The following is a 12,154-nucleotide window of genomic DNA, read 5'->3' on the forward strand; positions in this document are numbered from 1 at the left end:
AGCGTAGCCAGGCGGGGAGGTCGGCGATGGCGGGCACCGAGAAGGTGAACCTGCGCGGCGCCGCCGCGACCCTGCTGATGAGCCTCTACATGCGACGGCTCGACGCGCGTTCCCGCAGGCCAGTGCTCGGCGACCCGCACGCCGAGGAGGTCTACGACCGGATCGAGCACGACGTGCACGGCCTCTGGCAGGTCGCGGGCGACGCCGCCACCGTCGCTGCCCGGGCCGCCGTGCTGGACGGCTGGACCCGGGAGTTCCTGGGCACCGAGTCGCACGGCCAGGTGCTGCACCTGGGCTGCGGACTGGACAGCCGCCCGCTGCGGCTGGCGGTACCACCGACCGTCCGCTGGCTCGACGTCGACCAGCCCGAGGTGATCGACGTCCGGCGGCGGCTGTACACCTTCCCGGAGCACGTCGTGCAGGTTCCCGGCTCGGTCACCGGCGAGACGTGGTGGGAAGAGGTGGCCCCGGACCGGCCGACACTCGTCGTCGCCGAGGGTCTGTTCATGTACCTGCGGCCGGCCACCGTGCACGCCGTCGTCGACCGGGTCGTCGACGGGACCCGGCGGGCCGAGCTGGCCTTCGACGCCGTCTCCCCGTGGACGGTCACGATGTCCCGCTGGACCCCGACGTTCCGTGCCCTGGGCACCGGCTTCCGGTGGGCCTGGAACCCGGCCGACTTCGCACACCGCCACTCCACGCTGCGCGAGCTCGACGACGTCGCGATCATCGACGAGCTGACGATCCGGCATCCTCGGGTGTGGCTGCGGCCGCTGCTGTCCGCCGCCGGGCACCTTCCGACGCTGCAGGACGCGATGCGCCTGCACCGCTTCACCACCCGCTGAGAGAGAAGGCCACCGACCGTGTCCGTCGTGCAGACCGTCGCGAGACCGTTCAACGCCGTCGTCGATGCCCTGTTGTGTTCCCCGCGGCTGCGCGGGCTGGTGCAGGGCCGGATGACGGTCCTGACCTACACCGGACGCCGGTCCGGCCGGGAGGTCCGTCTCCCGGTCGGCTACGAGCGGGGCGGCCCGGAGCGGGTGCTGGTGCGGGTCGGGCTGCCCGACCGCAAGTCGTGGTGGCGCAACTTCACCGGCGACGGGCATCCGGTCACGGTCCTGCTCGACGGCCGGGAGCGGGTGGGGCACGGCGTCGTCGTCCGCGACGCCGGCCGGGTCACCGTCGACGTCACACTGGAACCGTGAGCCGGTGAGGCCCTGACCGCGCGATTCCCGCCGGGGCGTGACTGGCGGGCGGGGTGAGCAGAGCAGCGCGCGATGTGAGCAGAGCAAAGCGAGGTACACACAGACCCCCTGCCTGCGGCGATGCCGTGCCGGCGGGGCGGTTACCAGGGCGCCGGGGAGAGCCCGGCGGCCCGGGCGGCGTCGGTGAGGACCTGCTCGAGCATCGCCGGGGTCAGGCGTCCGGTGAAGGTGTTCTGCTGGCTCACGTGGTAGCAGCCGAACAGCTCCAGCGGCGAGCGGTCGGGGCCGGACGGGCTCAGCGTCACCGAGGTTCCGTGCCCGAAGCGCGGCCTCGGCCGCGGGATCTCCCAGCCGGCCCCGGCGAGCACCGGTAGCAGCGCCTGCCAGCCGAACCCGCCCAGCACCATGATCGACCGCACGGTCGGGGCCAGCAGGTCCAGCTCGCGTTCCAGCCAGCTCCGACAGGTGTCCCGCTCGGCGGGGGTGGGCTTGTTCTCCGGCGGCGCGCAGTGCACCGGCGCGGTGATCCGGACGCCGTACAGCTCCAGGCCGTCACCCGCGTGGACGGAGGTCGGCTGCGACGCCAGGCCGACCGCGTGCATCGCGGCGTAGAGCACGTCGCCGCTGCGGTCACCGGTGAACATCCGGCCGGTGCGGTTCGCGCCGTGCGCGGCGGGGGCCAGCCCGACGACGAGCATCGCGGCGTCGGCCGGGCCGAAGCCGGGCACCGGGCGTCCCCAGTAGGCCTGGTCGCGGTAGGCGGCCCGCTTCTCCTCCGCCACCTGCTCCCGCCATTCGACCAGCCGCGGGCAGGCCCGGCACTCGGCGATCTGCCGGTCCAGCAGGGCCAGGCTCATGCGATCGAGCGCGCGATGCCGTCCAGGATGTCGTGCTCGGAGACGACCACGCGGTCGATCCCGGCGCGCGCGTGCAGCTCGTCGGCCAGCGCCTGCACGACCAGCGATCCGGCGCCGATCACGTCCACCCGGCCGGGGTGCAGCGCACCGTGCTTCTCGCGCTCCGCGCGCCGGGAGTGGATCAGCAGGTCGGCGACCCGGTGCAGCTCGTCGCGGGACATCGTCGACAGGTGCACCCTCTCCGGGTCGTAGCTCGGCAGCTCCTGGGCGATCCCGGACAGCGTGGTGATCGTCCCGGCGACGCCGACCCAGGTCCGGGCGCCCTCGACCGGCACCGACGCGAACGCCTCGGCCAGCACCTCGGCGGCGACCCGGCGGGCCTGCTCCACCTCGGACTCCGACGGCGGGTCCGACGGCAGGCAGCGCTCGGTCAGCCGGACCGATCCCATGTCCACCGACCGGGCCGCGGTGACCTCGGCGACGCCGTCGCGCAGCTCACCGACGACGACCTCGGTGGAGCCGCCGCCGACGTCGGTCACCACGAACGGGCCGTCGTCCGGGTCGAGATCGCCGACCGCGCCGACGAACGACAGCCGGGCCTCCTCGTCGCCGGTGATGATCTCCGCCTCGACGCCGAGGGTGTCGCGCACCATCGCGAAGAAGTCCTCGCGGTTGGCGGCGTCGCGGGTCGCCGAGGTGGCGACCATCCGGACCCGCTCGGCGCCCTTGCGGCGGGCCGCGACGGCGTAGTCGACGAGTGCGATGCGGGTCCGTTCCAGGGCCTCCGGATCGAGCCGGCCGGTCGCGTCGACACCCTTCCCCAGCCGGACGATCCGCATCTCCCGGTGCAGGTCGCGCAGCTCCTTGGCGCCGTCGAACGCCTCGGTCACGTCGGCGACGAGCAGGCGGATCGAGTTGGTCCCGCAGTCGATGGCGGCCACCCGCGACATCGGCACTCCCTGGGCTGGACGACCGGTCGCCGCCACCGTACGCGGAAGCCTGGAGCCGGACCCACCGGTCGAGTTACTCTCGGGTAGTGACGACGACGCACGCCCGGCCGGAGACGCCCGCCCCCGTGTCCGATCTCGGCACCCACGAGGTCACGAACCAGGTCCCGCTGCGACCGGACGGCGACCTGCTCGACACCGACCCGGCGCTGACCGAGGCGCTGGACCGGGAGGGCGGCGACCGGGCCGCGCTGGAGCGGCTGGCCGCCGTGGTCGGCACCGCGGCGCACCGCGAGCACGCCCGCGCCGCGAACACCCACAAGCCGGAGCTGCGCACCCACGACCGCACCGGGCACCGGATCGACGAGGTCGGCTTCCACCCGTCGTGGCACGAGCTGATGCGGGTGAGCGTCGAGCACGGCCTCGGCGCCGCCCCGTGGGCGGCCGCACCCGGCACCGGCGCGCACCTGACCCGCGCTGCCGGGTTCTATCTGACCTCGCAGGTCGAGCAGGGCCACCTGTGCCCGATCTCGATGACCTACGCCGCGGTCCCCGCGCTGCGGCACGCCCCGGAGCTGGCCGCCGCCTACGAGCCCGGGCTGACCGCCCGCAGCTACGCCCCCGGGCTCGCCGTCCCGGCCGGCAAGGCCGGCCTGCTCGCCGGGATGTCGATGACCGAGAAGCAGGGCGGCTCCGACGTCCGGTCCGGCACCACGGTGGCCGCACCGCAACCGGATGGCAGCTACCGGCTGACCGGGCACAAGTGGTTCACCTCGGCCCCGATGAACGACCTGTTCCTCACCCTCGCCCAGGCGCCCGGCGGGCTGACCTGCCTGGTCCTGCCGCGGGTCCTGCCGGACGGCACGCGCAACGCGATCCGGCTGCAGCGGCTCAAGGACAAGCTGGGCAACCGGTCGAACGCGTCGTCGGAGATCGAGTACACCGGCGCGGTCGGCTGGCGGATCGGCGACGAGGGCCGCGGCGTCCGGACGATCATCGAGATGGTCTCGATGACCCGGCTGGACTGCGTGCTCGGCGCCGCCGGGACGCAGCGGGCCGCCGTCGTCGAGGCCGCGCACCACGCCGCGCACCGGTCGGCGTTCGGCGCCCGGCTGATCGAGGCGCCGCTGATGCGCGAGGTGCTCGCCGAGCTGGCCGCGGAGACCGAGGCGGCCACCGTGCTGGCGATGCGGCTGGCCGGCGCGGTGGACCGCGGCGAGACGGCGCTGCTGCGGCTCGCGCTGCCGGTGTCGAAGTACCTCGTGTGCAAGCGGACCTCCGCGGTGGTGGCGGAGGCACTGGAATGCCTGGGCGGCAACGGCTACGTCGAGGAGTCCGATCTGCCCCGGCTGTACCGGGAGGCGCCGCTCAACTCGATCTGGGAGGGCGCGGGCAACGTCTCCGCGCTCGACGCGCTGCGCGCGATCACCCGCGAGCCGGACGCGGTCGACGCACTGCTCACCGAGATCGACCTGGCCGCCGGGCGGGACCCGCGCCTGGACGCGACGACCGCCGCGCTGCGCACCGAGCTGGCCGCACCGCAGGAACGCCGGGCCCGCCGGCTCGCCGAGCTGGCCGCGCTCGCGCTGCAGGGCTCGCTGCTCGTCCGGCACGCCCCGGCCGCGGTCGCGGAGACCTTCCTGGCGACCCGGCTGGACGCCGGCGGCCCGCTGCGCACGGCCGGGACCCGGCCCGGCGGGAGCACGGTGGACGCCGTGCTGGAGCGGGCGACCACGGCGGCCGGGGGCTTCTGAGGGGAGCCGATCACATCACGTCCGGCCCTCGCCGAGCAGCCATCGCAGCACCGGCACACCCGCGTCGGCCACCGAACCGTTCCGGTGACCGAACCGCACGGTGACCGGCGACTCACCCGGCGCAGTCGCCGTGCCGCCACCACGCGCCGAGCTCGTCGAGCGCCTCGTCGCCGAACGGGTTCACCCCGGATCCGGCGGCGAGCGCGTGCGCGACGTGCACGTGCAGGCACTTCACCCGGTCCGGCATGCCACCCGCGGTGACGTCCGGATGGGTGGCCAGCGGCTCGATCGCGTCCCGCTCCGCCAGGTAGCGCTCGTGCGCGGCCCGGTAGCGCCCGGCGAGCTCCGGATCGGTGGCGAGCCGGGCCTCCATCTCGCGCATCCGACCGTCGGCCTCCAGGGTCCCGATCCGGGACGCCAGGCGCGGGCAGGTCAGGTAGTACAGCGTCGGGAACGGGGTCCCGTCCGGCAGCCGGGGCGCGGTCTGCACGACCGCCGGATGCCCGGACGGGCAGCGGTAGGCGACCGCCAGGATCCCGCGCGGGGCCCGGCCGAGCTGCCGGGCGACGGCGTCGAGATCCGCCTGCGACGGCGGGCCGGTCTCGAGTCCGGGTGCGCGGATGACGGGATCGGGCTCGGGATCGGACTGCGGGCTCACCCCGTCATCGTCGCGGTTCGCCGGTGACGTCGTTCCACAGGGTGGTGAACCAGGGGACGCCGGGCTCGGCCTGCCCGTCGTCGACGACCGGTTCCGGCGGCGCCGGGAACTGCACGACGTAGGGCGTCTCCCCCGGCTGCACCATCCCGAGCCGGGTCCTGGCCTGGGCCTGCACCTCCGCCGGGTCGGACAGCCGGGCCCGGTCCGCGGACAGCCGGTCGACCTCGGCCTCCAGCGCCTGCTGCCGGTCGGAGACGGCGGCCAGCTCCTGGCGCTGGGCGACGTAGTTGTGCAGCGGGACCGCGACGGTCAGCGCCAGCGCGCACACCACGATCGCCAGGATCGCGGCGCGCTTGGTCGACGACAGCCCGAGCAGGCCGGTGGTCCGCGCGACGACCTCGCCCGCCTTCGACCGGGCCCGGGTCAGCCGCGGGCGGGCCGGCGGCGGCCCGGCCGGCCGGGAGCGCGCGGTGCCGTTACGGGTGCCCGACGGCGCGGTCCGCGGCTTGGCCGGGGCGCGACCCCGGCCGGTGCCGGAGGTACGCGCCCTGGCGTCGCGGCCACGGCTGCGCGTGTCCCCCACGGCGTCCTCCTCCCCCGGACCGGTACCGCTGCGTGTCCGTCACCCCCAGGATGCCGCCCGATCGGGCGTCGGTCCGGGTGCCGCGCCGAGGGAACCCGGCCCGGCACCCGGATCGGCCGCTCAGCCCTGGCCGGGCACCTGGTAGCGGGGGAACGCGAGCTCGCCGTTGTAGCGGGCGGCGTCGCCGAGCAGCTCCTCGATGCGCAGCAGCTGGTTGTACTTCGCGACCCGCTCGGACCGGGCCGGGGCGCCGGTCTTGATCTGGCCGCAGCCGGTGGCGACGGCCAGGTCGGCGATCGTCACGTCCTCGGTCTCGCCGGAGCGGTGGCTCATCATGCAGCGGTAGCCCGCGTTGTGCGCCATCGTCACCGCGTCGAGGGTCTCGGACAGCGTGCCGATCTGGTTCACCTTCACCAGCAGCGCGTTCGCGGCGCCGCGGGCGATGCCGTCCTCCAGCCGCTCCGGGTTGGTGACGAACAGGTCGTCGCCGACCAGCTGCACCTTGTCCCCGATCGCCTCGGTCAGCGCGACCCAGCCGTCCCAGTCGTTCTCGTCGAGCGGGTCCTCGATGGAGACCAGCGGGTAGGCGTCGACGAGCTCGGCCCACACCTCGGCGAGCTTGTCCGACGACACCTTCTTGCCCTCGAAGGAGTACTTGCCGCCGTCGTGGAACTCGGTGGCGGCGACGTCGAGCGCCAGCACGACGTCGGTCCCCAGGGTGTAGCCGGCCCGCTGCACGGCCGCCGCGATCAGGTCGAGCGCGCCGCGGGTGCCGCCCTTGACGTCGGGGGCGAAGCCGCCCTCGTCGCCCAGCCCGGTCGACAGTCCCTTGTCCTTCAGCTCCGACTTGAGCGCGTGGTAGACCTCGGCGCCCCAGCGCAGCGACTCCCGGAAGGTCTCCGCGCCGATCGGGGCGACCATGAACTCCTGCACGTCGACGGAGGTGTCGGCGTGCGCTCCCCCGTTGAGGATGTTCATCATCGGCACCGGCAGCACGTGCGCGTTGGAGCCGCCGACGTAGCGGAACAGCTCCAGGCCGGACGACTCGGCGCCGGCCTTCGCGACCGCGAGCGAGACGCCCAGCAGCGCGTTCGCCCCGAACTTCGACTTGCCCGGGGTACCGTCGAGATCGACCAGCCGTTGGTCGACGAGCCGCTGGTCGACCGCCTCGACCCCGACCAGCTCCGGCCCGATCTCGTCGAGGACGGCCGCGACCGCCTTCTCGACGCCCTTGCCGCCGTAGCGCTTCGGGTCCCCGTCGCGCAGCTCGACGGCCTCGTGCTCGCCGGTCGAGGCGCCGGACGGAACCGCGGCACGGGCCAGCGTGCCGTCGTCCAGCGCGACCTCGACCTCCACCGTCGGGTTGCCCCGTGAATCGAGGATCTCGCGTGCCCCGACCTGCTCGATGACCGCCACCGTCACTCCTTCTCGCATCGCCGGTCGTGTCCGGCGCCAGCGTAGTCACAGCGGCGTGACGCGGGAGGGACGCTTCCGTCACGGTCCCCGGTGTCAACCCCTCGCGTCGAACGTGGATCACACCTAACGTGGGGGTGACCATGAGCAGTCCACGCCCGAACCCCACGGACCCGGTCGCCGCGTTCCGCCGGGCGGACGAGCTGCTCTCCCGGCGCCGGCCGCTGGAGGCGCTGGACGCGCTGCGCACGGTGCTCGGCCCGGGCGGCTCGCCGGACGCCTCGGTGCACCTGCTCGCCGGTCGTGCGTACCTGGACTCGGCGCAGCTGCAGAAGGCCGAGGAGGCGTTCCGGCGGGTGATCGAGATCGATCCGGCCGACCACTACGCCCGCTTCGCACTCGGCAAGACGCTGCAGCGGCAGGGCCGGCTCGGCGAGGCGGAGACGTCGCTGAAGATGGCGTCGGCGATGGACCCGCGGCCGGAGTACCAGGAGGCGCTGGGCGAGGTCCGGGCCCGGATCGCGGTCGGCTCCGATCGGCACTGACCGGCACTGACCGGCACTGATCACCCGGGCCCAAGGTCCTGACCTGGGCCGAAGCGGACTCCACGGCCTCCGGGGATCTTCCGGGAGGAAGGACTCGCGACCCTGTTCCGGAGCGAAACGGCGAGGCTAGCCTCCACACCGGGCAGCGCATCCTGACCTCGCGACTGCCGTCACCACCGGGGGTCGGAGGCTCATGCTCGGGAACGCCCTGATCGGGCTGCGCGAAGGTCTCGAGGCGTCGCTCGTGGTGGCGATCCTGGTGGCCTTCCTGGTGCGCACCGGCCGCCGCGCCGAGCTGCCGCGGGTGTGGCTCGGGGTCGGCCTCGCGGTCGCCGTCAGCGTCGGGGTGACGCTCGGGCTGACCCTGACCCAGCAGGCGCTGACCTTCGAGGCCCAGGAGGCGCTCGGCGGTTCGCTGTCGATCATCGCGGTCGGCTTCGTCACCTGGATGATCTTCTGGATGCGCGCGCACGGCCGCACGCTGTCGGCCGAGCTGGAGGGGCGGCTGGACGCCGCGATCGGGATGGGCCGGTGGGCCGTCGTGCTGATGGCCGCGCTGGCCGTGGGCCGGGAGGGCCTGGAGACGGCGGTGTTCTTCTTCGCCGCGGCGCAGGCCGCCGGCGAGACGACCGGGCCGCTGATCGGCTTCCTGTCCGGGATCGCGGTCGCGGTGCTGCTGGCCCACCTGCTCTACCGCGGCGCGCTGCGGATCGACCTCGGCCGGTTCTTCACCGTGACCGGTTTCCTGCTGGTCTTCGTCGCCACCGGGATCCTCGCCTACGGTGTGCACGACCTGCAGGAGGCCGGGATCCTGCCCGGCCTGAACACGCTCGCCTTCGACGTCAGCGCCGCCGTCCCCGCCGACTCCTGGTACGGCACGCTGCTCAAGGGGATCTTCAACTTCTCGCCGCGGACGACCGTGCTGGAGGCCGTCGTCTGGTCGGTCTACGTCGTGGTCGTGCTGGCGCTGTTCCTGCGCCCGGCCCGCCGCTCCACCCGCACCACCACCTGAAACCCGGGAGAACCATGTCCACCGCCCCACGCACGGCCGCCGGCCTCGCATCCCTCGCCGCTGCCGCCGTGCTGGCCGGCTGCACCTCGACCGCCCCGCCCGCGGACACCGCGGGCGGCCCGATCACGGTGAACGCCACCGACACCGCCTGCGAGGTCTCGGCCGGTTCGGCACCGGCCGGGAACATCACGTTCGCGATCACCAACACCGGGTCCAAGGTCACCGAGTTCTACCTCTACGGCGTCGGCGACCGGATCATGGGCGAGGTCGAGAACATCGGTCCCGGGCTGTCCCGGGACCTGATCGTCGAGGTCCCGGACGGCGGCACCTACACGACCGCCTGCAAGCCGGGGATGTCCGGCGACGGGATCCGCGCCCCGTTCACCGTCACCGGGAACGCGCAGCGCGCCACCGACACGAACGCCGAGCTGGCGGCGGCCACCGCCGGGTACACCCGCTACGTGTCGTCGCAGGTCGACGCGCTGGTCCCGAAGACCCAGGAGTTCGTCGACGCGGTGAAGGCCGGCGACGTCGAGCAGGCCAAGGCGCTGTTCCCGGTCGCCCGGACCTACTGGGAGCGGATCGAGCCGGTCGCCGAGTCGTTCGGCGACATCGACCCCAAGATCGACGGCCGGGAGGACGACGAGCGCGATCCCGGCGTCGGGTTCACCGGCTACCACCGGTTGGAGAAGGACCTCTGGGCCACCGGTCTGCAGCCGGACTCGGCCGTGATCGCCGACCAGCTGATGGCCGACATCAACGATCTCGCCGCCCGCACCAGGACCGCCGAGCTCACCCCGGTGCAGCTCGCCAACGGCGCGAAGGAGCTGCTCGACGAGGTCGCCACCGGCAAGATCACCGGTGAGGAGGACCGCTACTCGCACACCGACCTGTGGGACTTCCAGGCCAACGTGGAGGGCTCGCAGGCCGCGGTCGCCGCGCTCCGGCCGGTGATCGACCAGAAGGACCCGGCGCTGGGCCCGCAGCTGGACGAGCGGTTCCAGGCCGTCGACGAGCTGCTGCAGGGCTACCGGGACGGCGACGGCTACGTGCTCTACACCCAGCTCACGCCGGAGGACATCAAGAAGATGACCGCCGCGATCGACGCGCTGTCCGAGCCGGTCAGCAAGGTCGCGGGGACCGTCACCGCATGACGCCGCGGGTCTCCCGGCGGCGGCTGTTCGGGCTGGCCGGCGCCGGTGCGGCGCTGGCCGGTGCGGGCGTCGCCGCCGGGTACGGGCTGGACGCGGCGACCGCACCCGGGCGTGGCACCGTGGACTTCCGCGGCCCGCACCAGGCCGGGATCGTCACCCCCGCCCAGGACCGGCTGCACTTCGTGGCGCTCGACCTGACCAGCACCGACCGGGGCGCGGTCCGCGACCTGCTGCAGCGCTGGACGGTCGCCGCCGAGCGGATGACGGCCGGGCTGGAGACCGCCGACGGCGGCGCGATCCCGGCCAACGTCAACGTGGCCCCGGCCGACACCGGCGAGGCGCTCGGGCTGCCGGCGGCGTCGCTGACCCTGACCTTCGGGGTGGGCCCGTCGCTGTTCACCCGGCTCGGGCTCGACGACCGCCGGCCGGCCCCGCTGGCCGAGCTGCCGCACTTCCAGGGCGACCGGCTCGATCCCGCCCGGTCCGGCGGCGACCTGTGCCTGCAGGCGTGTGCCGACGACCCGCAGGTCGCCGTGCACGCGGTGCGGAACCTGGTGCGCGACGGCTTCGGGGTGACCGAGGTCCGCTGGTCGCAGCTCGGGTTCGGGCGGACCTCGTCGACCTCGACCGGCCAGGCCACCCCGCGCAACCTGTTCGGGTTCAAGGACGGCACGAACAACCTCAAGGCCGAGGAGCCGGAGCTGCTCGACGAGCACGTGTGGGTCGGCGACGAGGGGCCGGACTGGCTGCGCGGCGGCTCCTACCTGGTCGCCCGCCGGATCCGGATGCACGTCGAGACCTGGGACCGGACCTCGCTCGACGAGCAGCAGCTGATCGTCGGCCGGGACAAGGGCGAGGGCGCCCCGCTGACCGGGACCGCCGAGTTCGACGTCGCCGATCTCGCCGCGACCGGCCCGGCCGGGCCGGTGATCCCGGACGACGCGCACATCCGGCTGGCCTCGGCCGAGGCGAACGGCGGGGTGCGGATGCTGCGCCGCGGCTACAACTTCGTCGACGGCTCGGACGGCCGCGGGCATCTCGACGCGGGCCTGTTCTTCGTCGCGTTCGTCCGGGACCCGCAGCGCCAGTTCGTGCCGGTGCAGCGCGCACTCGCCCGGCACGACGTGATGTCGGAGTACCTGGAGCACACCGGTTCGGCGCTGTTCGCGGTGCCGCCCGGGCTCACCGGCCCGGACGACCACTGGGGCCGGGCCCTGCTCGACGGCTGACCGCCCGGCGGGCGACCGGTCAGCGGGCGTCGCCGGCCGGCGCGGTGCGGGCGGCGTACTCCGCGGCGGCCGACCACACGTCGCGGGCGTACTCGCCGGAGGCGTTGTAGGCGAGCACGCCGTCCCACCAGTCCCCGGCGTCGGTCACGTCCCGGTCGCCGCTGCACAGGTAGCCGGCCGCGGCGAGCGCGGCGTCGTCGATCTGGTGCGGATCGGCGACGCCGTCGCCGTTGCCGTCGGCGCCGTGCCGCTCCCAGGTCTCGGGCAGGAACTGCATCGGCCCGACCGCCCGGTCCAGGTCCGGGTCGCCGTCGAGCCGGCCGCCGTCGGTGTCGGGGACCAGCCTGGTGCCGTTCGTGCCGTCCAGCGGGATCCCGACGACGGGTGGCTGCACCCGGCCGTCGGGAAGCACCTGCGCGTCGCGCAGCGTGCCGTGCCGGGACTCGATCCGGCCGATCCCGGCGAGGGTGGCCCAGCCGACCCGGCACTCCGGGGTGCGTTCGCGCTGGCGCAGCTCGGCGTTCGCGTAGGCCTGCAGGGTGCGCTCGGGGATGTCGGCGCCCGGCGCGGTCGCCCCGGCCCAGGCGACCGGATCGGTGCCGTCCGGCAGGGTCGCCGCGGCCGGGGGCGGACTGTCCCGGTCCACCGGCGTCCGGCCCGGTCCGCCCGGGCCCGGGCCGGTGACCAGCAGGCCGAGCACGACCAGCAGGACCAGGGCCAGGATCCCGCCGACACCTGCCGCCAGAGATCGGATACGCACCCCGTCCACCGTACCGACCGGGAGCACCCGGCCGGGT

The 12,154-nt window shown here is 74.3% G+C and carries 13 protein-coding genes; 7 read left to right on the plus strand and 6 right to left on the minus strand.

Going from position 1 to position 12,154, the window contains the following annotated elements; all coding sequences use genetic code 11:
- Positions 1-26 precede the first annotated feature (26 nt).
- Positions 27-845, plus strand: coding sequence for a class I SAM-dependent methyltransferase (locus ABZ881_RS10145; protein ID WP_358483443.1), 819 nt, complete (start codon positions 27-29; stop codon positions 843-845).
- 27 nt (positions 846-872) lie between these two features.
- On the plus strand, positions 873-1,205 hold the full coding sequence (locus tag ABZ881_RS10150; protein ID WP_358483444.1) for a hypothetical protein: 333 nt from the start codon (positions 873-875) through the stop codon (positions 1,203-1,205).
- A gap of 140 nt (positions 1,206-1,345) precedes the next feature.
- On the opposite strand, the gene ABZ881_RS10155 is transcribed toward ABZ881_RS10150, so the two are convergent.
- Together ABZ881_RS10155 and ABZ881_RS10160 are read right to left on the minus strand one after the other, a co-directional pair.
- Positions 1,346-2,062, minus strand: coding sequence for a uracil-DNA glycosylase (locus ABZ881_RS10155; RefSeq protein WP_358483445.1), 717 nt, complete (start codon positions 2,060-2,062; stop codon positions 1,346-1,348).
- Positions 2,059-3,012 (minus strand): Ppx/GppA phosphatase family protein, encoded by a 954-nt coding sequence (locus ABZ881_RS10160; RefSeq protein WP_358483447.1) that lies wholly within the window; start codon positions 3,010-3,012, stop codon positions 2,059-2,061. The genes ABZ881_RS10155 and ABZ881_RS10160 overlap by 4 nt, the downstream gene beginning before the upstream one ends.
- An 86-nt stretch (positions 3,013-3,098) precedes the next feature.
- Between ABZ881_RS10160 and ABZ881_RS10165 the strand changes: the two genes are divergently transcribed.
- Positions 3,099-4,763, plus strand: a complete 1,665-nt coding sequence (locus ABZ881_RS10165) for an acyl-CoA dehydrogenase family protein (protein ID WP_358483448.1) — start codon at positions 3,099-3,101, stop codon at positions 4,761-4,763.
- Positions 4,764-4,875: 112 nt separating this feature from the next.
- Here the strand turns inward: ABZ881_RS10165 and ABZ881_RS10170 are convergent, their stop codons facing one another.
- The 3 genes from ABZ881_RS10170 to eno all read right to left on the minus strand — a co-directional run bounded on the left by ABZ881_RS10170 (position 4,876) and on the right by eno (position 7,420).
- The gene (locus ABZ881_RS10170; RefSeq protein ID WP_344026835.1) at positions 4,876-5,385 is read right to left on the minus strand and encodes a DUF501 domain-containing protein; all 510 of its coding nucleotides are present in this window, start codon (positions 5,383-5,385) and stop codon (positions 4,876-4,878) included.
- A 40-nt stretch (positions 5,386-5,425) separates the two neighbouring features.
- A complete protein-coding gene (locus tag ABZ881_RS10175) occupies positions 5,426-6,004 on the minus strand; it encodes a septum formation initiator family protein (RefSeq protein WP_344026658.1) in 579 nt (192 codons plus the stop codon).
- Positions 6,005-6,124: 120 nt separating this feature from the next.
- Positions 6,125-7,420: a phosphopyruvate hydratase gene (gene eno, locus ABZ881_RS10180; protein ID WP_358483450.1), complete on the minus strand. Its 1,296-nt coding sequence runs from the start codon at positions 7,418-7,420 to the stop codon at positions 6,125-6,127.
- Between the two features lie 140 nt (positions 7,421-7,560).
- Between eno and ABZ881_RS10185 the strand changes: the two genes are divergently transcribed.
- The 4 genes from ABZ881_RS10185 to efeB all read left to right on the plus strand — a co-directional run bounded on the left by ABZ881_RS10185 (position 7,561) and on the right by efeB (position 11,357).
- Positions 7,561-7,962, plus strand: a complete 402-nt coding sequence (locus tag ABZ881_RS10185; protein ID WP_358483451.1) for a tetratricopeptide repeat protein — start codon at positions 7,561-7,563, stop codon at positions 7,960-7,962.
- Between the two features lie 193 nt (positions 7,963-8,155).
- On the plus strand, positions 8,156-8,974 hold the full coding sequence (efeU, locus tag ABZ881_RS10190; RefSeq protein ID WP_358483453.1) for an iron uptake transporter permease EfeU: 819 nt from the start codon (positions 8,156-8,158) through the stop codon (positions 8,972-8,974).
- Positions 8,975-8,988: 14 nt separating this feature from the next.
- Positions 8,989-10,128, plus strand: coding sequence for an iron uptake system protein EfeO (efeO, locus tag ABZ881_RS10195; protein WP_358483454.1), 1,140 nt, complete (start codon positions 8,989-8,991; stop codon positions 10,126-10,128).
- Positions 10,125-11,357, plus strand: a complete 1,233-nt coding sequence (efeB, locus tag ABZ881_RS10200) for an iron uptake transporter deferrochelatase/peroxidase subunit (RefSeq protein ID WP_344026668.1) — start codon at positions 10,125-10,127, stop codon at positions 11,355-11,357. Before efeO ends, efeB begins: the two co-directional genes overlap by 4 nt.
- Before the next feature lie 19 nt (positions 11,358-11,376).
- On the opposite strand, the gene ABZ881_RS10205 is transcribed toward efeB, so the two are convergent.
- Entirely contained in the window at positions 11,377-12,117 is a 741-nt protein-coding gene (locus tag ABZ881_RS10205; protein WP_358483455.1) for a lytic transglycosylase domain-containing protein, read from the minus strand.
- Positions 12,118-12,154: the final 37 nt, after the last annotated feature.

Source organism: Pseudonocardia sp. NPDC046786 (assembly GCF_040645415.1).
Lineage (GTDB): Bacteria > Actinomycetota > Actinomycetes > Mycobacteriales > Pseudonocardiaceae > Pseudonocardia > Pseudonocardia kongjuensis.